Here is a 22387-nt window from a genome sequence, read left to right as displayed (position 1 = left end):
CCGCCCGGACCGCACCGGCTCACCCGTACGACGGCTCCGGGCCCATCTCCCACACCAGGCACTCCGCCGCCGCCAGCCCCCGCAGCTCCAGCCCCTCCCCGTCGGTGATCCGCGCCGCGTCACCGGCCTCCAGACAGGCGTTGCCGAGTCGTACGGCGCCGCGCACCACCTGCACATAGGCCCGTGCGGCATCCGGGACCGCGGTGCGCTCACCGTCGGCGAGGCGGCGCACATGCAGCAGGGCGCCCGCCCTCGGGACCGCGTACGGGGTGCCGTCGGCGATCCCGCGCACCACCTCGTACGACGGCTCCCCGCCGACCTCGTGCGGCGCCAGCCACATCTGGACGAAGCGCAGCGGCCCGTCGCCGTCGTTGCGCTCCACATGCCGGACGCCGCCCGCCGAGCTGAGCCGCTGGAGATCACCCGGGCGTACGGTGGTCTCGTGGCCGGCCGAGTCGCGGTGTGTCAGTTCCCCCTCGACCACCCAGGTCACGATCTCCGTGTCGCGGTGGGGGTGCTCGTCGAATCCGGCGCCCGCCGCCAGCCGCTCCTCGTTGCAGGCGATCAGCACGCCGAAGCGCAGATTCTCCGGGTCGAAATGCGGCCCGAAGGAGAACGCGTGCAGCGACTCGATCCCGGCCTCCGCGTCCCCGCCCGGATACCGTTCATGGCCTCTCCGCACCTGAATCATGGGCCCACGGTAGCCCCGCCCCCTCACCTCCCCGCCCCGATAGTGCAGGCTTGTCCCGTGTCTGAACCCGCATCGCGCGACGCGCACCCGCACTCCGCGACCCTCCGGCGCCTGGAGAATTCGTCCGGCAAGCTGGCGGCCGCCGCCATCGCCCGCATGGACGCCACGCTGCCGTGGTACCGCGCGATGCCCCCGGAGAATCGTTCCTGGATCGGTCTGGTCGCCCAGGCCGGAATCGCCGCGTTCACCGAATGGTTCCGGCATCCGGAGACCCCCCAGGCGATCAGCACCGATGTCTTCGGCACGGCGCCGCGCGAACTGACCCGGGCGATCACGCTGCGGCAGACCGTGGAGATGGTCCGTACGACCATCGAGGTCATGGAGTCCGCGATCGACGAGGTCGCGGCCCCGGGCGATGAGTCCGTGCTGCGCGAGGCGCTGCTGGTCTACGCCCGGGAGATCGCCTTCGCCACCGCGCAGGTCTACGCCCAGGCGGCCGAGGCCCGCGGCGCCTGGGACGCCCGGCTGGAGTCGCTGGTGGTCAACGCGGTCCTGTCGGGGGAAGCCGACGAGGGCGCGGTCTCCCGTGCGGCGGCGCTGGGCTGGAACTCCCCCGAGCATGTGTGCGTGGTGCTGGGCACCGCGCCGGACGGGGACAGCGAGCTGACCGTGGAGGCGATCCGGCGCGCCGCGCGGCACGCCAAGCTCCAGGTCCTGACCGGTGTGCTGGGCTCCCGCCTGGTGGTGATCGCGGGCGGTTCGGACAATCCGCTGAAGGCCGCGAAGGCACTGATCGGCCCGTATGCCGCCGGTCCCGTGGTGGCCGGCCCGGTCGTCTCCGATCTGCTGGCCGCGACCCGTTCGGCGCAGGCCGCCGCCGCCGGACTGCGGGCCTGTGCCGCCTGGCCGGACGCCCCGCGGCCGGTGCTCGCGGACGATCTGCTGCCGGAGCGCGCGATGGCCTCGGACCCGGTCGCGCGCGAGCAGTTGGTGGAGGAGATCTACAGACCGCTGGAGGAAGCCGGGTCGGCACTTCTGGAGACGCTGAGCGTTTATCTGGAGCAGGCGAGCAGTCTGGAGGGGGCCGCCAGGATGCTGTTCGTGCACCCCAACACCGTGCGCTATCGGCTGCGACGTGTGACAGACGTCACCGGCTGGTCACCCTCCGATGTGCGCTCGGCGTTCACCCTCCGTATCGCGCTGATTCTGGGGCGTCTGGCTGACGGTGAGGCCCAACCCTAGACTTTTGTCGGACACCAACAATTCCCCCGATGGTTCTTCGTCCTTGTCCCCACGGGCGGGCGGAACCACCCACAAGAGAGAGTGTGAGGGTGCTCGTACTCGTCGCTCCCGGCCAAGGCGCTCAGACGCCCGGCTTCCTGACTCCCTGGCTCGACCTTCCCGGTGTCGAGGACCGTCTCCGTGCGTGGTCGGCCGCCATCGACCTGGACCTGGTCCACTACGGCACGAAGGCGGACGAGGAGGAGATCCGTGACACCGCGGTGGCGCAGCCGCTGCTGGTGGCCTCCGCCCTGCTCTCCGCCCGGCAGCTGTTCGCCACGGCCGACGACGTCGCCGCGCAGACCGGCGCGGTGGCCGGCCACAGCGTCGGTGAGCTGGCCGCCGCCGCGCTGGCCGGCACGCTGACCGACGAGGCCGCGATGACGCTGGTGCGCCGGCGCGGCCAGGCGATGGCCGAGGCCGCCGCCGTCACCGAGACCGGTATGGCCGCGCTGCTGGGCGGCGACGAGGCCGTGGTCATCCCGCATCTGGAGCAGCTGGGCCTGACCCCGGCGAATGTGAACGGCGCCGGCCAGATCGTCGCCGCGGGCACCGCCGAGCAGATCGCCGCACTGGTCGAGAACAAGCCGGAAGGCACTCGCCGGGTCGTACCGCTGAAGGTGGCCGGCGCGTTCCATACTCACCACATGGCACCCGCCGTTTCGGCCCTGGAATCCGCGACCGCCCAGCTGGCGGTCGCCGATCCGCGCACCCGCTACGTCTCCAACAAGGACGGAGCGCAGGTCTCCTCCGGCCAGGAACTGGTGCAGCGGCTGGTGGGCCAGGTGGCCAACCCCGTGCGCTGGGACCTGTGCATGGAGACCTTCAAGGAGCTCGGGGTCACCACGCTCATCGAGGCGGCTCCCGGCGGCACGCTCACCGGCCTGGCCAAGCGCGCGCTGCCCGGCGTGCGGACCCTCGCCCTCAAGACGCCCGACGACCTCGACGCGGCCCGCACGCTGATCGCCGAGCAATCCGCACCGGCCGAATAGGAGTCCGAAGCGCATGACCTCGAAGATCAAGCCCTCGAAGGGCGCCCCGTACGCGCGGATCATGGGCGTCGGCGGCTACCGCCCGACCCGTGTCGTGCCGAACGAGGAGATCCTCAAGCACATCGACTCGTCCGACGAGTGGATCCGCTCGCGGTCCGGTATCGCGACCCGCCACTGGGCGGGCCCCGAGGAGACCGTCGCGACCATGTCGGTCGAGGCGTCCGGCAAGGCCATCGCCGACGCCGGCATCACGCCCGAGCAGATCGGCGCCGTGATCGTCTCCACCGTTTCGCACTTCAAGCAGACCCCGGCGATCGCGACCGAGATCGCGCACCGTATCGGTGCCGGCAAGCCGGCCGCGTTCGACATCTCGGCGGGCTGTGCGGGCTTCGGCTACGGCCTGACCCTGGCGAAGGGTCTGGTGACCGAGGGCTCGGCGGAGTATGTGCTGGTCCTCGGCGTGGAGCGGCTCTCGGACCTGACCGACCTGGAAGACCGCGCGACGGCCTTCCTCTTCGGTGACGGGGCCGGCGCGGTGATCGTCGGCCCGGCCAACGAGCCCGCGATCGGCCCCACGGTCTGGGGTTCGGAGGGCGACAAGGCCGAGACCATCAAGCAGACGCTGGGCTGGGACGTCTACCGCCCCACGCCGGTCCCCGGGGGAGACGCTCCCGAGGGGCGTCCCGCTCCGGAGGAGATCCGCTACCCCGCCATCACCCAGGAGGGCCAGGCGGTCTTCCGGTGGGCGGTGTTCGAGATGGCGAAGGTCGCCCAGCAGGCGCTGGACGCGGCCGGGGTCAGCCCGGACGACCTGGACGTCTTCATTCCGCACCAGGCCAACATGCGGATCATCGACTCGATGGTGAAGACTCTGAAGCTGCCGGAGAGCGTGACGGTCGCCCGTGACGTGGAGACCACCGGCAACACCTCGGCCGCCTCCATTCCGCTCGCCATGGAGCGGCTGTTGGCGACCGGACAGGCCAAGAGCGGCGACACCGCGCTGGTCATCGGCTTCGGGGCGGGTCTCGTCTACGCCGCGACGGTCGTTACCCTCCCCTAGGCAAGATCTGCGCAGCGCCGTACGTCATCGGACGTTTCGGCCGTCGCACGGATCTTCACCGCAAGTAACGTAGTTTCCCCTTAAAATGACCGAAGGAGCGCCATCATGGCCGCCACTCAGGAAGAGATCGTCGCCGGTCTCGCCGAGATCGTGAACGAGATCGCCGGGATCCCCACCGAGGACGTCCAGGTGGACAAGTCCTTCACCGACGACCTGGACGTTGACTCGCTGTCCATGGTCGAGGTCGTCGTCGCCGCCGAAGAGCGCTTCGACGTGAAGATCCCGGACGACGACGTCAAGAACCTCAAGACGGTCGGCGACGCGACCGAGTACATCCTCAAGCACCAGGGCTGATCCAGCCCCTGCGCATGTCGCCACCCCGCGGTGGCGCCGTCGATTCAGACCCCTCTACCCGTGGAGTAAGAATTCCCGTGAACGCGACCAATCGCACCGTGGTCGTCACCGGTATCGGCGCAACCACACCGCTGGGTGGCGACAGCGCTTCGACCTGGCAGGCCCTGCTCGCCGGACGCTCCGGTGTCAGCACCCTCGAACAGGACTGGGCCACTGATCTGCCGGTCCGTATCGCCGGTCAGATCGCCGTTGAACCGTCCGAGATCATTCCGCGTCCGCAGGCACGCAAGCTGGACCGCTCGGCGCAGTTCGCGCTCGTCGCGGCCCAGGAGGCCTGGAAGGACGCGGGCTTCACCGCCAAGGCGGGCGAGGACACGGCGGTCAACCCCGACCGTCTGGGCGCCGTCATCGCCTCCGGTATCGGTGGTGTGACGACCCTGCTCGACCAGTACGACGTGCTCAAGGAGAAGGGCGTTCGCCGCGTCTCCCCGCACACCGTGCCGATGCTGATGCCGAACTCTCCGTCCGCCAACGTCGGCATCGAGTTCAACGCCCGCGCCGGTGTGCACACACCGGTCTCGGCGTGCGCGTCGGGCGCCGAGGCCATCGGCTACGCGATCGAGATGATCCGCTCCGGCCGCGCCGACGTCGTCGTCGCGGGTGGCACGGAGGCGGCCATCCACCCGCTGCCGATCGTGGCGTTCGGCAACATGATGGCGATGTCCAAGAACAACGACGACCCGCAGGGCGCCTCCCGCCCCTGGGACGTCGACCGCAACGGCTTCGTGCTCGGTGAGGGCGCGGGCGTGATCATCCTGGAGTCCGAGGAGCACGCCAAGGCCCGCGGCGCCACGATCTACGCGGAGGCCGTCGGCCAGGGCATCTCGGCCGACGCCCACCACATCACGCAGCCCGAGCCGTCCGGCAACGGCATCGCGGCGGCGCTGCAGAACCTGCTCGACAACACAGGGCTCGACCCCGCCGAGATCGTGCATGTCAACGCGCATGCGACCTCGACGCCGGCCGGTGACGTCGGTGAGCTCAGGGCACTGCGCAAGGCGTTCGGCGACGACGTCGACCACATGGCCATCACCAGCACGAAGTCGATGACCGGCCACCTCCTGGGTGGCGCGGGCGGCGTCGAGACGGTGGCCACGGTCCTCGCGCTCAAGAACCGCACCGCCCCGCCGACGATCAACATCGACCAGCTCGACCCGGAGGTCGACGCCGACATCGTCCGCGGCGAGCCCCGCGCGCTGCCGGCCGAGGGCCGGATCGCGGCCCTGAACGACTCGTTCGGCTTCGGCGGCCACAACGTGGTCCTCGCCTTCCGTACGGTCTGAGGCGCGCTCAGCACCCCCTGAGGGCCCGTCCGGTGACCACCGGGCGGGCCCTCGGCCGTCTCAGCCGTCGAAGCTCGCGAAGTACGCCGCCACGGCGTCCTTTTGGCCGTGGCCCTGCTCCTCGGCCCGGCGGAAGCGTTCCGCGTCCGCCGCCACCAGATCCATCCGCACCCCGGCCCCCTGGGCGGCCTCCGTGATGAGCCGGGCGTCCTTGCGGGCCGCGGACACCGTGAAGCTCGCCGGGTAGTTATCGGCCAGGATCAGCGCGGATTTCAGCCGCAGATAGGGCAGGTCGAGCGAGCCGCCGGCGACCGCGGCGAGGAAGTCGCGCGGGTCCACCCCGAGCCCCTCGGCGAGCGCGAGGGCCTCGCCGGTGCCGTTGATGACCGTCAGCACCCAGCTGTTGATGACGAGCTTGAGGCGGCTGGCAGGCCCGCTCGCACCGTCCTCGCCGACCCACCGGGTGGTGCTCCCGATGACGTCGAAGACCCGCCCGGCACGCTCCCGTACGTCCTGCGGCCCGGCCGCCAGGACCGTCAACTCGCCCTTCTCCGCGGGCGCCTTGGTGCCCAGTACGGGGGCGTCCACGAATCGCAGGCGGTGCTCGTCGGCGAAGCGGGCGAGCGGGGCGAGCCCGTCGGTCCCGACCGTGCTCATCTGGAGCCAGAGGGCGCCGGGCGTCAGCGCGGCGGCGGCCTGTCGCAGCGCGTCGAGGACGGCCGGGCCGTCGAGCAGCATCGTGAGGACCACCTCGGCACCGTCCACCGCCTCGGCGGGCGTGCCGGTGACGCGGACGCCGTCGGCAGCCAGGGGCTCGGCCCTGGCGCGGGTCCGGTTCCAGGCGCGGACGTCCAGACCGGCCCGGGCGAGATTGCGGGCCATCGCCGCGCCCATGATGCCGGTGCCGAGCACCGCTACGGACAGAGTGTCGGATGACGTGTTGTCGGCCATGACGGCACGCTAGGACGTCGAGCGGACTCGAAGGCAACCGCCGCCGCGTGTCGGAGCGCGCCGTTGCCTAGACGACCTGATGGAGGCAGCCGACCGGCGCCTGACTCCTCATACGACTTGGTGCAGCCAGCGCACCGGGGCGCCCTCGCCCGCGTACCGGAAGGGCTCCAGTTCGTCGTCCCACGGTTTGCCGAGGAGCTTGGCGACCTCGGCGGCCAGTTCGGTCTCGCCGCGTGCCGAGCGGGCGACCGCGGCGCGCAGCCGGTCCTCGGGGATGAGGATGTCGCCGTGGATGCCCGTGACGGCGTGAAAGATCCCCAGATCGGGGGTGGAGCTGTAGCGCTCGCCCTCCGCGGTGGAGCAGGGTTCCGCGGTCACCTCGAAGCGCAGCAGATGCCAGCCGCGCAGCGCGGAGGCCAGCTTGGAGGCCGTGCCGGCCTCGCCCTGCCAGGAGAACTCGGCTCTCCAGGTGCCCGGGGACGCCGGCTGGCGGATCCAGTCGAGGTTGACGCGCACACCGAGGACGCCCGCGACGGCCCATTCGACGTGCGGGCACAGCGCGCGCGGAGCGGAGTGGACGTACAGAACTCCACGTGTCGTCACCGGGACCTCCAGTGCGGTTCGAGGTTCGCCTTCCCCAGCGGCCTCGTGCCCGTTCCGGTTGCGGCCGGGACAGTGGTCATTCTGCCCCAGTGGTCACTTCGGCACCAGCATGCTGGTGACCTACAGTAAACACCATTAGGCGGAATTTGCCGCAAAAGGGACAGGAAATGACGTGATGTAATTTGTCTGTGCCGACTGCACTCGCCACTTTGGGTCACCGCCCGGCAAGCACGGGGCAAAGCTATCGCGCGGTGCCGGTCGCAGGGGTGACGTACCGTCGGTACCCGAAGAGATATCACTCGCACGCCGGAGGGGGACAGGGGATGACGCGGATCGATCGGCCCTTTCGCCCCCGGCGCCGCCGCTTCCGCCTCCGTTCCTCACGCACCGTCGCCATCGGTTCCGCACTGGTGATCGCCCTCACCGGCTGTAGTGGTGACGGCTCCGCTCCGGAGTCCGGCGCCGGGGGCAAACGGAAGTCCGCGAAGGCGCCCGTCTGGCGCACCGCCCCCCGCTCCATCGCCGCTCTCGGCGACTCCATCACCGTCGGCTTCGACGCCTGCACGGTCCTCTCCGACTGTCCGCAGGTCTCCTGGGCCACCGGCACCGACCCCAAGGTCGACAGCCTCGCCCGACGGCTGGTCAAACACCCCTCCACCCACAGCTGGAACCTCGCCAGGACCGGTGCGCTGATGAGCGACCTGCCCGACCAGGTCACCGCGGCCGCCGACCGCAGGCCCGAGCTGGTCACGGTCCTGATCGGCGCCAACGACGCCTGCCGGCGGGACGTCCGGACGATGACCCCGACGGACGCCTTCCGCACCGACTTCGCGCGGTCCATGAAGTATCTGCGGCGCGCCCTGCCGCACACCCAGGTGTATGTCGCGGCGGTGCCGGACCTGCTGCGGCTGTGGTCGGAAGGGCGCAAGAACCCGCTCGGCAAGCAGGTGTGGAAGCTGGGCATCTGCGGGTCCATGCTGCGCGATCCGGACGATCTGACGCAGGCGGCGCACGACCGCCGGGCGAAGGTCCGGGACCGGGTGATGGCGTACAACACGGCGCTGGCGGAGGTGTGCGGCAAGGACCCGCTGTGCCGGTTCGACAAGGCGGTCTTCGACTACCGCTTCACGGGGCGGCAGTTGAGCACCTGGGACTGGTTCCACCCCGGCACCGGCGGCCAGAAGGAGCTGGCGGAGCTGGCGTTCCGCACGATCACCCGGCCCGGCCGCAGCACCTGAGCGCGCTCCCCGGGCACCGCGCGGGGACCGGCGGGCATAGGCTCGCAGCCATGAAGACGCAGGTCGGCCGGGAACCCTTCGGCACGCTGGAGGACGGTACGCGGGTCGACCGCTGGACCCTGGAGTCGGGCCCCGGCGGGGTACGGGTCCGGGTGCTGACCTACGGCGGGATCATCCAGACGGTGGAGGCCCCCGACCGGGACGGGACGCGGGGGCAACTGGCGCTGGGCTTCGCGGACCTCGGCTCGTACGTCGCGCACGGCGGGTCGTACTTCGGCGCGGTGGTCGGGCGGTATGCGAACCGGATCGCCGGGGCGTCGTTCCGGCTCGACGGCAGGACCTGGGCGCTGACACCGAACGACGGGCGCAACAGCCTGCACGGCGGGTCGCGGAACTTCTCCCGGGTGGTGTGGGACGCCCGGGAGGTCGACGGCGGTGTGCAGCTCCGCCGGGTCAGCCCGGACGGTGAGGAGGGCTTCCCCGGCGCGCTGGACGTGCGCGTGACGTACACCCTCTCCCCCGGCGGCGCGCTGCGCATCGTCTCCTGGGCGCGGACCGACGCACCGACCGTCGTCAACCTCACCAACCACACGTACCTCAATCTGGGCGGTGACGGCAGCGGCAGCGCCGCCGGGCACGAGCTGCGGCTGGCGGCGTCCCGGTACACGCCGTGCGACGACAGCGGCATTCCGGTGCCCGGCGCGCCCGCCGAGGTCACCGGCACCCGCTTCGACTTCCGGACGGCGCGCGCGGTGGGCGGCGCCTTCGACCACAACTTCGCGCTGGACGGCGGAGTGCGTCACGCGCCGCGCACGGTCGCGGAGTTGTACGACCCGCGCTCCGGGCGCGCGCTGGAACTGGCCACCACCGAGCCCGGTCTGCAGCTCTACACCGCCGGTCATCTCGACGGCACCCTGACCGGTACGTCGGGCGTCCCCTACGGTCCGGCGGCCGGACTGGCCCTGGAAACTCAGCACTTCCCGGACTCCCCCAACCGCCCGGACTTCCCCAGTACGGTGCTGCGGCCCGGCGGGACCTATCGCTCGGAGACCGTGTACGGCTTCTCGGTGCGGCCGCGGAGTGCGGGAAACCCCTAAGGGCACGGCGGGGCGAAGGTCATCCTGTGCGGCGACGCCACGGGGCGGGGCGGGGCGGAACGATGGCAGTGACCGGTTGTCCGGTCCGTTTCGTTTCCGTTGCCGTTTCCGTTTCCGTTCGTTGTCTGCCCCGGGAGACCTCTCGCCATGGCCCGCCTGCGTACCCCTCATCTCGTGCTGTCCTGTGCGGCGTTGGCCGTCTTCACGACCGGCTGCTCGCTGATGGGTTCCGGCCCGACGAAGGAGGCCGAGCGTACGTACACCGTGCAGGGCAAGGTCACCGCACTGTCGGCGACCACGCACGGCGGGGACATAGAGGTCGTCCCGGTCGACGGCGGCGGCCCGGTCAAGGTGACGGAGAAGTACGTCTACAACGAGCAGAAGCCGAGCCCCGAGCACGGGGTCAAGAACGGCCGGCTGACGCTCGAGGCCGAGGACTGCGGTATGGGGCGCCGGTGCGAGGTGACCTACCGGGTGCTGCTGCCGCGCAACGCCTCGGTCCATCTGCGGACCAGCGGCGGAGACATCACCGTCCGCGGCGCCACGGGCGGCATCGACGCGGAGACCAGCGGCGGCGACATCACCGTCAAGGACTCCACGGCCCGCACGGCGACGGCGCGGACCAGCGGCGGCAATGTGGATCTCGCGCTGTCCACGGCCCCGGACGAGGTGTCGGGCCGCACCAGCGGAGGCGATGTCACCATCCGGCTGCCGAAGGGCTCCTACGACGTCGAGGCCACGACCAGCGGCGGCAACAGCAAGGTCTCCGTACCGAAGGACGAGAACTCCGCGCACAAGGTCACGGCACGCACGAGCGGCGGTGATGTGTCGGTGGTGCCCTCATGAGGGGCCGACGGGACCGGCGGGGGCGTCCCTGGGGAGGAGCGCCCCCGCCTCCGGCCCCGTCAGCCGACGGTGACCTCCGCCGTCAGCCTGCGGTCGTCGACGCTGTGCGCCGCCTCGACGAGATAGACGCCCTTGACCCGGTGCCAGCCGCCGTCCTCCGCGTCCCAGACCGCGAACGCGCGGTCCGGCAGCGGGATCTCGGCCTCGGCGCTCTCTCCGGGACCGGCCTCGACGACGGCGAAGCCGGCCAGCCAGCGCGCCGGGCGCTCCGGAGCATCGGGGGCGGCGTCCGCGGTGGGCGCCAGATAGATCTGGACGACCTCGCGGCCGGGCCGGTCACCGGCGTTGCGGATCCGCACCCGCACCGAGTCCGGGGTGGTGTCCAGCGACTCGTACTCCCAGTCGGTGTAGCCGAGGCCGTGTCCGAAGGGGTAGGCGGGCGCGGCAGCGGACCGCTGCCAGGCGCGGTAGCCGATGAACACGCCCTCGGCGTAGTCGAGTTGGCCGTCGGCCGGGGTGACGGTGGTGACCGGGGCGTCGTCGAGGCGGGCCGGCCAGGTGGTGGGCAGCCGGCCGCCCGGCTCATGGGCGCCGAGCAGGACGTCCGCCAGCGCCGCCCCCGCCTCCTGGCCGGGGAACCAGCTCAGCAGCACGGCGGGGACCTGCTCGCGCCACGGAAGCTCCACCGGGGAGCCGGAGTTGACGACCACCACGGTGTGCGGGTTGGCGGCGGCGACCCGGCGGACCAGCTCGTCCTGGCGGCCGGGCAGCCGCAGATCACCGCGGTCGAAGCCCTCGGACTCGGTCTCTTCGGTGGTGGCGACGACGACGATCGCCACATCGGCGGCGGCCGCGGCGCGGACCGCCTCGGCGAGCTCCGCGTCCGCATCGGCCTGCGGCGCCCGGTGGCCGAGGGCGAACGTCAGCGCGGCCGGCCCCTCGCCACGCTCCGTACCGTCCGGCACGAACCGCAGGGTGACCTCGACGCGCTCGCCCGCCGTCAGCTGCGCCGTCACCCGCCGTTCGGCGGGGTTCAGAAACGCCTCGAAGGGGTCGCCGCCCGCCGGCGCGCACCGGCCGTCGAAGAGCACCGCGCCTCCGACGGTCAGCCGCAGCTCACCGGTGCCGGAGACGGCGAGGGTGTGGTGGCCGGTGTCCTGCGGGGTGAAGCTGCCGGTCAGTTCGACGGCGCCCAGGTTCTGCCGGGTGACGCCCTCGGGGAAGCGGCCCATCACCCGCACCTTGCCGTCGGATTGCGCGGTCTCGGCGAGCAGCCGGCCGTCCGCGGCCAGGTAGCGGGCGCGCAGGGTGAAGCCCTCACGGGCGTGCGCGACCCGCGAGCGCGGATCGGCGCCGGCCGCGTAGGTGACCTCGACGTCATCGGGGAGTGCGGCGCGCAGCCCCTCCAGCGGGGAGACGACCGCGTCGGGAAAGACGGTCGCGGATCCGCCGCCGAGCACCCGTGCCTCGCGTGCGGCCGTCCCGATGACGGCGACCCTGCGGACCGTGGCGGCATCCAGCGGCAGCGCCCGCCGCGCGCCCACCGGCTCGTTGCGCAGCAGGACACAGGCCCGCCGGGCGACCTCACGGGCCACCGCCCGGCCGTCGGTCCCCCGCGGGAGCTCGGCCGGGCCGACCGCGGCCGGTACCCCGTCCAGGCACCCCGTGCGGGCGGCGAGCAGCAGCACCCGGCGCACCGCGGCGTCCACCTCCGCCTCGGTGACCTCACCCGTACGGACGACCTCGGCGAGCGGCGCGCCGTAGACCGTACGGGGCCCCGGCATCGCCACGTCCAGGCCGCCGCGCAGTGCGCGCACGGTGTTGCGGGCGGCCGTCCAGTCGGAGACATTGCAGCCGTCGAAGCCCCATTCGCCGCGGAGGACGTCCTGGACGAGAGCCCGGTGTTCGGTCATCGTCGAGCCGTTGACCTGGTTGTAGGCGGTCATCACCGCCCAGGGGCGGGCGTTTTCGACGATGTGCTCGAAGGGCGCGAGATAGAGCTCGCGCAGCGGGCGGGGGGCGATGCGGTTGTCGACGGTGAGCCGGTCGGTCTCGGCGTCGTTGCCCACGAAGTGCTTGACGGTCGCCCCCACGCCGCCCTCCTGCACCCCGCGGACATATCCGGCGCCGATCACGCCGGTGAGCAGCGGGTCTTCCGCATAGCACTCGAAGTGGCGGCCGCCCAGCGGTGAGCGGTGCAGATTGACGGTCGGCGCCAGCAGGACATGTACGCCCTTGCGGCGGGCCTCCTGGGCGAGGAGGTGACCGGCCCGGCGGGCCAGCTCGGGGTCCCAGGTGGCGGCCAGCGCCGTAGGGCTGGGCAGCGCGACCGAGGGGTCCCCGGCGTTCCACTCCTGGCCCCGCACCCCGACCGGACCGTCCGACATCACCAGTGACCGCAGCCCGATCGCGGGCACGGCCGGCAGGGTCCACATGTCCTGGCCGGACAGCAGCCGGACCTTGGTGTCGAGGTCGAGCGTGGCGAGTGCCCGCTCGACGGCCGCGGTGTGCTCGTGCGCGCGGCTACCGGCATGATGGTGGGCGGCGTCAGCGGCGGGGCCGTGAGGATGGTGGTCGGTCATGCGGCTCTCCGGTGTTCCCTGAATGGACGTGCGGACCCCCTGTCCGGATTCTTACCGTCCCACCTGTCAATCGGTAGGCGCCGTTACTTTTCCGTTACATCAGTCGTACGGGATCTCCACGGGAGGGTTACGCTCGGCCGGTGACTGCACGAGACCAGGACGGAGCCCGCGGCGGCGGGCCGGGCGCGCGGCGGACCGGCGGCGGGCGCGAGACCCAGCGCGCGGAGCGGCGCGCGGCCATCCTGGAGGCCGCCATGGAGCTGATCGCCGAGCGCGGCTACCGCCGTACCTCGCTCGCCGCCGTCGCCGAACGCGCCGGACTGACCCAGCAGGGCCTGCTGCACCACTTCCCCACCAAGGAGCTGCTGCTGGTGGGGGTGCTGGAGACGCGCGACCGCTGGGACCTGGCCTCGGCCGCCGCGGCGGCCGGCGCCCGGCACACCGACACCCTCGCCCAGCTCGTCGACTACAACGCCACCCGCCCCGGCCTCGTCCAGACCTACACGGTGCTCTCCGCCGACAGCGTCACCGAGGACCACCCCGCCCGCGCCTTCTTCGAGTCCCGCTTCCGTGCCGTACGCGCCGCGATGGCCGAGGTGCTGCGGGCGGAATGCGGTGACACCCTGCCCTGCGGGCTGACCCCGGAGCAGGCGGCGCCCCTGATGGTCGCCGTGATGGACGGGCTGCAGCTGCAGTGGCTGCTGGACCCGGAGGACGTGGAGATGCCGGCGGCCTTCCGGGACTTCCTGACGCTGCTCGGGTGCGGGGAGGGGCGGGCCGACGGGTCCGGCGAAGTGCCCGGCGACGGGCCGGGCGACATAGTCGGCGAGGGGCCCGGCGAGGGCTGACCGCCTGTCCCCCGCCCCCCCCCGTAGACCCGGTGGTCCCCCGTGCCGCTACCGGGCGGGGGCGAGGCAGGAAATCGTCATCCTGTCCGGGCTGTACTCGGCGTCGGCGAGCATCTCACCGCCGACGCACGCGTCCTGTGAGGTGTTGAGCCTGCGGGTCACCTTGTACTCCGCGTCGGCCGCACCGCAGTCCACGATCTCCAGGTCCTGGTCCTGCCAGTCGCCCTCGTTGCGTACGCAGTCCCCGACGGCGAGGGTGGGCGCCTTCCCGATGCCGGCCCCTTCGACGAACGCGCCGAGCACGAACAAGGTGGGAACCGCCAGGACCACCAGGGCCATCGGCAGCAGGAACAGCAGTGCCACCGGCCGGCGCAGCAGTGACCTGCCCGGGTCGAGCGAGGGCCCGAAACCGCCTGCGGGGGCGGCCAGTTTGCGGAAGCGGCCACGGGGACCGAGGTTCATCAGCAGGGTGATCGGGGTGACGGCCACGGACAGCGGGCTCCACCAGCCCTGCCACAGCGTCTTCGCGGACATCTCCCGGTAGGTGGCCAGTCCGCAGGAACGGCAGAACATTCCGCGGCGGCTGAGGAACCGCATCAGGACGAGGAGGCCCTGGTGCCCGCGCACGGTGGCCTGCACGGCGGGCCGGGCGCCGCAGAACTGGCAGCCCGGGTCGGCGGCGTACGGCTGCGGGTGCGGGAATGGGTGCGGGTATGGATGCGGGTGCGGCTGCCGGTCGTACGGGTGCGGGGCCGGCTGTCCCGGCTGCGGGTCGTACGGGCCGACGGGCGGCTGCGGGGAGGTGCCCGCGGGCCGCTGCGGGGAGGTGCCCGCGGGCCGCTGCGGGGAGGGCCCCGGGGGCTGTTGCCCGTACGGTGGGGCATACGGGTACGGGCCGTGCGGTGGTGGCGGGTTGGCCACGGAGATCCCCCTGAGTCTCGTGGAAAGCGCCGGACGCGGCGGCGGACCGGGCCGGACCAGGCACCCTATCCGCGGCCACCCGGCGCCCACGGGCCGGGTCGAGGGCCGAACCGAGGGGCCGGACCGAGGGGCCGGAACAGGACAGCGGCGAGGGCGGCACCTCTACCGCCCCCACGCGCACACCGCTTTACTCGCCCCATGAGACGCATACGTACCAGGACGGTCGCGCTCGGTGTCGCGCTGATCGCCGTTGTCCCGCTGTCCCTGACGGCTCCGGCCACCGCGGCGCCCGCGGCGGACACCACCGTGGAGGAGGGGCGGCTGACGCAGGCGGCGCCGCAGGAGATCCTGCGGCGCAGTGGATTCGACGCGTGGGAGCGGGAGTTCGCGCGCGGGCTGGCGCGGGTGACGAGCTATCCGCAGGCCCAGCGCTATGTCGCGGACGAGGGGCGGGCGCTGTGGCGGCGGGCCGTGGACCGGGCGCAGGGCCGCGGGTCCGACGGGGGCGATCTGAGCCGGGACGACGACCGGCCGCTGTACTGGGCGCGGCTCGGGATGACGAAGGAACTACGGCAGTGGCGGCCGGAGTTCGGGCTGACCGAGGCCCGGCGCGATGCCCTGCTCGGGTCGCTGGAGCGGGGTTCGCGCGGGCAGGACTCGATCGCGCTGCCCGCCGGGAAGGAGGTCCTGCGGATCGTGGTGACCGGCTTCGACCCGTTCCAGCTGGACGCCGATGCCCGGCGGAGCAACCCTTCGGGCGCGGCGGCGCTCGCGCTGGACGGGACGACGGTGCGTACCGCCTCCGGGAAGCAGGCCCGGATCGAGACCGCGGTCTTCCCCGTACGGTGGGCCGACTTCGCGGCCGGCACGGTGGAGCGCACCCTGCTGCCGCACTTCCGGAGCGGGCCGCGGCAGGCCGATCTGTTCACGACGGTCAGCCAGGGGCGGCCCGGACGGTTCGATGTCGAGCGGACCAACGGGGCCTGGCGGGGCGGTTATCCGGACAATGCCCGGGAGTCCCGTACAGAGGTCGTACCGATTCCCGCGGGGGTGCCGACCGTGCGGCCACAGCCGCAGTGGACGACCACCAGCCTGCCGTACGCGCGGATCGTGGCGGCCGGCACCGGACCGTATCCGGTGGTCGACCACACCGCCGTCACCGAGATCCCGGCGGGCGGCGGCGCACCGGTCGACCGGCCGGACGGCCCGACCCCGGGCTCCACGGCCCGTGCCGGGGGCGGCGGGGACTATCTGTCCAACGAGATCGCCTACCGGGCGACGCTGCTGCGGGACGCGGTGCGGCCGGCGATCCCGGGCGGGCATCTGCACACTCCGGTGCTGGAGTTCGGCCCCGGCAACACGGACCCGGCGAACGGGCAGGTCACCGACCCTGACTTCGTACGGAACCGGATCGCGATCACCGGGCAGGTGCGGGCGATCGTGACGGTGGCGGCGTCGGAGGCGGCCACGCGGACGGCGGCCCGCCGGTAGCGGCCCGTGGGCGGATACCGGCGGAGGAAAGCCCGCCGGCCCGCCCGTGCCGCGCGGCATCATGGGCGAATGATCATTGCTGCCGCACAATTCCTCCCGGTACCGGGCGACATCGAGGCCAACGCCGCCCGGATGGCCGGGCTCGTCACCGAGGCCGCCGGGCGCGGCGCGGGGCTGGTGGTCTTCCCCGAACTCGCGCTGACGCACTACGACCTGGACCTGATAGCCGCCGATCCCCTGGGCATGACAGTCACCGAGGACGACGCCCGGCTGGCACCCGTACGGGACGCATGCCGGGCGACCGGGGTCGCGGCGGTCGTGAACGCGGCGGGCCGCGCCTGCGGTGACGGGCCCCGCCCGGCCATCTCGTCCTTCGTCATCGGCCCGGACGGCGCTCTGGTCACCCGCTACGACAAGATCCACCTGTTCGGGGACGAGAAGGCGCTCTTCGCGCCGGGCACCACCGAGGGCCGCTTCACCCTGGGCGGCATCCGGTTCGCGCTCGCCACCTGCTTCGACAACAGCTTCCCCGAGGTGCCGGCGCGGGCCGCGGCGGACGGCTGCCGGGTGTATCTCGCCAGCTCCTTCCATGGCGCGGCGGAGCGCGTGGCGCGGTATGCGCAGCAGGCGCGGGACCACGGGCTGCATGTGCTGCTCGCCAATGGCCTGGGTACCGGGAACGCCCCTGCCGGGTGCGGCCTCAGCGGCGCCTGGCTGCCGTCCGGAGAGCGGGTGGCGGCGGCCGCCGAGTGGACCGGGACGGGGCCGGGGGACGGTGCGGAGCTGGTGCTCACCGATGTCCGCGACCGGATCACGCTGATGGCGGACCCGGCGGTGGCCGCGATCCCCGTCGAGGAGTGCGGTGAGCCGCTGGTGGACGTACGGACCGCGGCGCCCGCACTGCGGGTGGCCGAGAACCGGCACGACGCGCTGGGCAACTTCGCCTTTCTGCGGGAGGGCGTGCTCCAACGGCTGCTGGCGGCGCAGGAGTCACTGCCGGACGGGCTGCGGCTGCAGTTCGTCGAGGGCTACCGGCCGCCGGGGCTGCAGCGCCGCTACTTCGAGGAGTACGCGGACGAACTGCGCGCCGCCCACCCCGACTGGGACGCCGCCCGCCTCCACCGGGCCGCCAGCCGCTATGTGTCGCCGCCCGAGATCGCCCCGCACAGCGCCGGCGGGGCGGTGGACCTCACCCTCGTCACCGCCGAGGGGGACGAGGTCGACATGGGGACACCGATCAATGCCTCCCCGGAGGAGAGCGACGGTGCCTGCTACACGGCCGCGCCGGATCTGACGCCCGCCGCCCGCGCCCACCGCCGGGTGCTGAACGCCGCGCTGACCGCTGCCGGTCTGGTCAACTACCCGACGGAGTGGTGGCACTGGTCCTACGGCGACCGCTACTGGGCGCTGGCGACCGGTGCGGAGCACGCGCTGTACGGGCCGATGGAGCGGGACGGGCAGTGATGCCGGCGGCCGGCCCGCGCGGCCCGGCCGGACGCGCAGGCCGCGGTGGCGGCGCCGGTCCGGCCGGACGGTGCCGGTCCGGCCTCAGCCCTGCGGCTGCTCCGGCGCCAGCACCTCCAGCTCCGCCCGGGTCGGGTAGGACGGCTGGGCGCCCGGCTTGGTGACGGCTGCGGCGCCGACCCGTACGGCGAAGCGCGCCGCCTCGGGCAGTGCGTCACCGCGGGCCAGGCGGGTGGCGAGGGCGCCGGTGAAGGCGTCACCGGCGCCGGTGGTGTCCACGGCCTTGACGCGGACGCCGGGGATGTTCTCGGCTCCGTCGGCGTCCAGGACCAGCGCGCCGTCGCCGCCGAGGGTGACCACGACGGAGCGGGCGCCCCGGTCGCACAGTGCCTGCGCCCACTGGGCGGGGGTGCCGTCGGTCAGCCCGGAGAGCTGCCGCGCCTCGTGCTCGTTGACCACCAACGGGTCGGCCACCGAGAGGAGTTCGGGGGCCAGATCCGCCGTGGGGGCCGGGGAGGGGTTGAGGACGACGCGGGTACCGGCCTGCTCGGCGGCCGAGGCGGCGGCACGTACGGACTCCATGGGGATCTCCAGCTGGAGGGAGACCACGGCGGAGGCGGCGATGGTGTCCTTCGCGGCGGCCACGTCCTGCGGGGTGAGCGCGGCGTTGGCGCCGGGCGAGACCACGATGCTGTTGTCGCCGTCCGGGTCGACGATGATCATCGCGGTGCCGGTGCGGGCCGTCCCGTCCACGATGACCGGGGTGACATCGGTGCCCGCCGCGCGCTGGGCTCCGAGCAGCAGCTCGCCGTACGCGTCACCGCCGACCCGCGCCAGCAGCGCGGTGCGCCCGCCGATCCGGGCCGCGGCGGCCGCCTGGTTGGCGCCCTTTCCGCCGGCCGATTCGACCAGGTCCGTGCCGAGCACGGTCTCGCCCGCGCCGGGGCGCCGGTCGACCCGTACCGTCAGATCCGCGTTGGCCGAGCCGACCACCAGGACGTCATACATGCACCGCTCTCCCACTTCTTCTCACCTGTCTTTGCCCGGCGGCCCGCCGGACGTGCCGGGCCGCGCTCTCAGCCATCGAATTTCGCGGCGTTCTCGGCGGTCACCAGCACCACCGGCACCCTGACCGACTTCGGCAGCTTCTCACCGCGGGAGGCCTTCATCGCCCAGTCCACGGCCTGCTTGCCGAGGAGTTCGGGCTGCTGGGCAACCGTGGCGGTCAGGGTGCCGCCACGGACCGCCTTGACCCCGTCCGGGGTGCCGTCGAACGCCACCACCTTGACGTCCTTGCCGGAGCGGCCGCCCAGCGCCTTGGACGCGCCCAGCGCCATCTCGTCGTTGGCGGCGAACACCCCGCCGATGTCGCGGTGCGCCTGAAGCATGTTGGTCATCACGTCCATGCCCTTGGCGCGGTCGAAGTCCGCGGGCTGCCGGGCGACGACCTGGATGCCGGGGTACTTCTTGATGCCCTCTTCGAAGCCCTTGCCGCGCTCGCGGGCGGCGGAGGTACCGGGCTGGCCCTCCAGGAAGGCCACCTTGCCCTTGCCGCCGAGCGATTCGGCCAGGGTCTTCGCGGCGAGCCGGCCGCCCGCGGCATTGTCGGAGGCGATGGTCGAGCCGACCGTGCCGCCGTTGACGCCCCGGTCGATGGAGATGACCGGCACCTTCGCCCGGTTGGCGACGCCGACGGCCGGGACCGCGGCGTCCGAGTCGACCGGGTTGATGATGGCCGCCTTGACGTTCTGGCTGGTGAACGTCTCCATCTGATTGATCTGCTGGGTGGGGTCGTTCTGCGCGTCGGTGATGTTGAGGTGCAGTCCGCGGGCGTCCGCCTCGGCCTGGGCGCCTTCCTTGATGCCGACGAAGAACGGGTTGTTCATCGTGGACAGCGCGAGCCCCAGGTCGGTGTTGCCGCCGCGGTCGCAGCCGGCCAGCCCCAGGGAGAGGGTCGCGGCCAGCCCGGCCGCCAGCGACGCCTTGATCCGGGTGGTCCGCCGGGCGCTCATCGCGCGCTCCGGCGGCGCAGCGTGTCCAGGAGCACCGCCAGCGCGATGACCAGTCCGGTGGCGACCTGCTGCCAGAAGGCCGAGACGCTCAGCAGGTTGAGACCGTTGCGCAGGACCGCGAGGATCAGCGCGCCGATGAGGGTGCCGGAGGCCTTGCCGGAGCCGCCGGAGAGGCTGGCCCCGCCGATGACGACGGCGGCGATGGCGTCCAGCTCGTAGCCGGTGGCGGCCTGCGGCTGGGCGGAGGTGAGCCGGGCGGCGAGCACGATGCCGGCGACCGCGGCGAACAGACCGGACAGTGCGTAGATCGCGAGCTTGCGGCGCTTGACGTTGATACCGGAGAGCCGGGCCGCCTCCTCGTTGCCGCCGATCGCGAACATCGCCCGGCCGGCGTACGTACGGGCCAGCACCAGCGCGGCGATCAGCCCCATCGCGATCATGACGAGGACGGGGACCGGCAGCCAGCCGCCGAGGGTGTCGCCGAGCGCGCTGACCGAGCCGGGGAAGGGGATCGGGGCGCCGCCGGAGATCACCAGGGCCAGGCCGCGGCCGACCGAGAGCATCGCCAGCGTGGCGATGAAGGCGGGCAGTTTGCCGTAGGCGACCAGCGCGCCGGAGACCAGACCGGCCCCCGCGCCGACGGCCAGGCCGAGCAGCACCGCCATCCAGACGGGCAGGCCGTCACCGGTCGCCGCCCAGGCCACGACGGTGGCGGAGAGCGCGGCGACCGAGCCGACCGACAGATCGATACCGGCCGAGACGATCACGAAGGTGACGCCGAAGGCGAGGATCGCGGTGACCGACGCCTGGACGCCGACGTTGAGGAGGTTCTGCCCGTTGAGGAAGTCCCTGGACAGCACCGCCATCACCACGACCAGGGCGATCAGCCCGCCGAGCGGGCCGTTCCTGAGGACCGCCCGGGAGAACCACGCTCCCGCGCCGTCCCGGTCCGGGGCCCGTCCCACCGCCTCGGCGGCGGCTCCCTTCTTCAGCTCAGTGGACATCGGAGCCCTCCATCGCGCTCTCGTCGTGCTTGGTGTTCTCGGGGGTGCCGCCGGGGGACTGGAGCGCCAGCTCCATCACGGCGTCCTGGGTGGCCTCTTCGGCCGGCAGCTCACCGGCCAGCCGGCCCTGCGACATCACCAGCACCCGGTCGCTCATCCCGAGTACCTCGGGCAGATCGCTGGAGATCATCAGGACCGCGCGGCCGGACGCCGTCAGCTCGTTGATCAGCTGGTAGATCTCGACCTTGGCGCCGACGTCGATACCGCGCGTCGGCTCGTCGAGGATCAGCAGCCTGGTGTCCGTCAGCAGCCACTTGCCGATGACGATCTTCTGCTGGTTGCCGCCGGAGAGGGTGCGGGCGCTCTGGCCCAGACCGCTCATCCGGACCTTCAACTGCGCGGCGACGGTGGCCGCTTCGCGCCGCTGCGCGCCCCGGTCCACCAGCCCGCCGCGGGTGTCGCGGTCGAGCCGGGCGAGGGTGAGGTTGTCCTGGAGGGAGTCGTCCAGCACCAGGCCCTGGCCCTTGCGGTCCTCCGGTACGAGGCCGAGCCCGGCGCGCATCGCGGCCCGGACGTCGCCGCGGGCCAGCTCCTTGCCGTCGATCTCGACCGTGCCGGCGTCATAGCGGTCGACGCCGAAGATCGCCCGGACCACCTCGGTGCGGCCCGCGCCGACCAGTCCGGCCAGGCCCACGACCTCACCGGCCCGCACCTCGAAGTCGATGCCCTCGAAGACCGGCCCGGCCGCGGTGCCGTTGCGGCTCAGCCCGCGGACGCGCAGCAGGGGCGCGCCCGGCTCGTCGGGGCGCCGGCGCGGGTACTGCTCGGCGATGTCCCGGCCCACCATGAGGCGGATCAGCTCGTCCTCGTCCGTCGAGGCCGGCACCTGTGCGACGGAGCGGCCGTCCCGCAGGACGGTGACCCGGTCGCCGAGGGCGCCGATCTCCTCCAGGTGGTGGGTGATGAAGATGATGCCGACGCCGGTGTCGCGCAGTTCGCGGACGATCTCGAAGAGGGTCTCGACCTCCTCGGAGGTCAGCACCGCGGTCGGCTCGTCCATGATCAGGACCCGGGCGTCCAGGCTGAGCGCCTTGGCGATCTCGACCATCTGGAGGCGGGCGATGCCCAGTTCGGCGACCGGGGTGTTCGGGGACACATCGAGCCGTACGCGCCGCAGCAGCTCGGCGGCCCGGGCCCGCATCGCCTTCCTGTCGACCAGACCGAGCTTGGTGCGCGGCTGCCGGCCCAGGAAGATGTTCTCGGCGACGGTCAGCCCGGGGACGAGGTTGAACTCCTGGTAGATGGTGGCGATGCCGAGTCGTTCGGCGTCCTGCGCCGAGCGGATGGTGGCCTCGGCGCCGTCCACGAGGAGCCGGCCCTCGTCGGGGCGGTGGGCGCCGGAGAGCATCTTGATGAGGGTGCTCTTGCCCGCACCGTTCTCGCCGAGGAGGACGTGCACCTCGCCGGTGCGCAGGGTCAGGTCCACGCCGTCGAGCGCGCGGACGCCCGGGAACGACTTCGTCACCCCCTCCACGCGCAGCAGTTCGCGGCCGCCCGGTTCGTCGTCGTTGACGCCGGTCATGCGCTGCCCCTCTCTTCCTCGGGTGGC

18 protein-coding genes and 1 pseudogene are annotated in these 22387 nt (G+C 72.7%); 11 read left to right on the top strand and 8 right to left on the bottom strand.

Translation table 11 applies throughout. From position 1 onward, the window contains the following. Positions 1–19 precede the first annotated feature (19 nt). On the bottom strand, positions 20–691 hold the full coding sequence (locus STRNI_RS28855; RefSeq protein ID WP_174876396.1) for a pirin family protein: 672 nt from the start codon (positions 689–691) through the stop codon (positions 20–22). A gap of 57 nt (positions 692–748) precedes the next feature. On the opposite strand from STRNI_RS28855, the gene STRNI_RS28850 reads away from it, so the two are divergent. From STRNI_RS28850 to fabF, 5 genes are all read left to right on the top strand, one after another. Next, positions 749–1933, top strand: coding sequence for a PucR family transcriptional regulator (locus tag STRNI_RS28850; RefSeq protein WP_018088053.1), 1185 nt, complete (start codon positions 749–751; stop codon positions 1931–1933). An 89-nt stretch (positions 1934–2022) separates the two neighbouring features. Next, on the top strand, positions 2023–2964 hold the full coding sequence (locus STRNI_RS28845) for an ACP S-malonyltransferase (RefSeq protein ID WP_093644326.1): 942 nt from the start codon (positions 2023–2025) through the stop codon (positions 2962–2964). A 13-nt stretch (positions 2965–2977) separates the two neighbouring features. Continuing rightward, on the top strand, positions 2978–4024 hold the full coding sequence (locus STRNI_RS28840; RefSeq protein WP_018088055.1) for a ketoacyl-ACP synthase III: 1047 nt from the start codon (positions 2978–2980) through the stop codon (positions 4022–4024). A 105-nt stretch (positions 4025–4129) separates the two neighbouring features. Next, positions 4130–4378, top strand: coding sequence for an acyl carrier protein (locus STRNI_RS28835; protein ID WP_018088056.1), 249 nt, complete (start codon positions 4130–4132; stop codon positions 4376–4378). 77 nt (positions 4379–4455) lie between these two features. Further along, positions 4456–5721, top strand: a complete 1266-nt coding sequence (fabF, locus tag STRNI_RS28830) for a beta-ketoacyl-ACP synthase II (RefSeq protein ID WP_018088057.1) — start codon at positions 4456–4458, stop codon at positions 5719–5721. Positions 5722–5781: 60 nt separating this feature from the next. On the opposite strand, the gene STRNI_RS28825 is transcribed toward fabF, so the two are convergent. Together STRNI_RS28825 and STRNI_RS28820 are read right to left on the bottom strand one after the other, a co-directional pair. Further along, entirely contained in the window at positions 5782–6672 is an 891-nt protein-coding gene (locus STRNI_RS28825; RefSeq protein WP_159488368.1) for an NAD(P)-dependent oxidoreductase, read from the bottom strand. Positions 6673–6780: 108 nt separating this feature from the next. Then, a complete protein-coding gene (locus tag STRNI_RS28820) occupies positions 6781–7275 on the bottom strand; it encodes a DUF3145 domain-containing protein (protein WP_018088059.1) in 495 nt (164 codons plus the stop codon). A gap of 323 nt (positions 7276–7598) precedes the next feature. On the opposite strand from STRNI_RS28820, the gene STRNI_RS28815 reads away from it, so the two are divergent. The 3 genes from STRNI_RS28815 (at position 7599) to STRNI_RS28805 (ending at position 10456) form a co-directional block, all read left to right on the top strand. After that, positions 7599–8513: an SGNH/GDSL hydrolase family protein gene (locus tag STRNI_RS28815; protein ID WP_093644323.1), complete on the top strand. Its 915-nt coding sequence runs from the start codon at positions 7599–7601 to the stop codon at positions 8511–8513. 50 nt (positions 8514–8563) lie between these two features. Then, positions 8564–9610 carry an aldose epimerase family protein gene (locus STRNI_RS28810; protein ID WP_266446633.1) on the top strand — a complete coding sequence of 349 codons (1047 nt, stop codon included), beginning with the start codon at positions 8564–8566 and terminating at the stop codon, positions 9608–9610. Between the two features lie 147 nt (positions 9611–9757). Beyond that, positions 9758–10456 (top strand): DUF4097 family beta strand repeat-containing protein, encoded by a 699-nt coding sequence (locus tag STRNI_RS28805; protein WP_018088062.1) that lies wholly within the window; start codon positions 9758–9760, stop codon positions 10454–10456. A 59-nt stretch (positions 10457–10515) separates the two neighbouring features. On the opposite strand, the gene STRNI_RS28800 is transcribed toward STRNI_RS28805, so the two are convergent. Next, complete coding sequence (locus tag STRNI_RS28800; protein ID WP_266446629.1) at positions 10516–13038, bottom strand: beta-glucosidase family protein; 2523 nt, start codon at positions 13036–13038, stop codon at positions 10516–10518. Positions 13039–13178: 140 nt separating this feature from the next. Between STRNI_RS28800 and STRNI_RS28795 the strand changes: the two genes are divergently transcribed. Continuing rightward, the gene (locus tag STRNI_RS28795; protein WP_266446626.1) at positions 13179–13886 is read left to right on the top strand and encodes a TetR/AcrR family transcriptional regulator; all 708 of its coding nucleotides are present in this window, start codon (positions 13179–13181) and stop codon (positions 13884–13886) included. A 48-nt stretch (positions 13887–13934) separates the two neighbouring features. Here the strand turns inward: STRNI_RS28795 and STRNI_RS28790 are convergent, their stop codons facing one another. Continuing rightward, entirely contained in the window at positions 13935–14807 is an 873-nt protein-coding gene (locus STRNI_RS28790; protein WP_266446623.1) for an LppU/SCO3897 family protein, read from the bottom strand. A gap of 198 nt (positions 14808–15005) precedes the next feature. On the opposite strand from STRNI_RS28790, the gene STRNI_RS28785 reads away from it, so the two are divergent. Together STRNI_RS28785 and STRNI_RS28780 are read left to right on the top strand one after the other, a co-directional pair. Continuing rightward, positions 15006–16298 carry a C15 family peptidase gene (locus STRNI_RS28785; RefSeq protein ID WP_266446620.1) on the top strand — a complete coding sequence of 431 codons (1293 nt, stop codon included), beginning with the start codon at positions 15006–15008 and terminating at the stop codon, positions 16296–16298. Between the two features lie 69 nt (positions 16299–16367). Beyond that, positions 16368–17762, top strand: a complete 1395-nt coding sequence (locus STRNI_RS28780; RefSeq protein WP_266446617.1) for a nitrilase-related carbon-nitrogen hydrolase — start codon at positions 16368–16370, stop codon at positions 17760–17762. An 84-nt stretch (positions 17763–17846) separates the two neighbouring features. Here STRNI_RS28780 and STRNI_RS28775 read toward each other — a convergent pair whose 3' ends face one another. The 3 genes and pseudogenes from STRNI_RS28775 to STRNI_RS28765 all read right to left on the bottom strand — a co-directional run bounded on the left by STRNI_RS28775 (position 17847) and on the right by STRNI_RS28765 (position 22360). Then, on the bottom strand, positions 17847–18770 hold the full coding sequence (locus tag STRNI_RS28775; protein WP_266446614.1) for a ribokinase: 924 nt from the start codon (positions 18768–18770) through the stop codon (positions 17847–17849). 68 nt (positions 18771–18838) lie between these two features. Then, positions 18839–20778 (bottom strand): annotated as a pseudogene (locus STRNI_RS28770) (ABC transporter permease/substrate-binding protein). Further along, the gene (locus STRNI_RS28765; RefSeq protein ID WP_277412285.1) at positions 20768–22360 is read right to left on the bottom strand and encodes a sugar ABC transporter ATP-binding protein; all 1593 of its coding nucleotides are present in this window, start codon (positions 22358–22360) and stop codon (positions 20768–20770) included. The pseudogene STRNI_RS28770 and the gene STRNI_RS28765 overlap by 11 nt, the downstream one beginning before the upstream one ends. Between the last annotated feature and the right edge of the window lie 27 nt (positions 22361–22387).

The organism is Streptomyces nigrescens (genome assembly GCF_027626975.1).
GTDB classification, from domain to species: domain Bacteria; phylum Actinomycetota; class Actinomycetes; order Streptomycetales; family Streptomycetaceae; genus Streptomyces; species Streptomyces nigrescens.
Note: the sequence above shows the minus strand (reverse complement) of the source record. Positions and strands in the feature narration are given on the sequence as shown.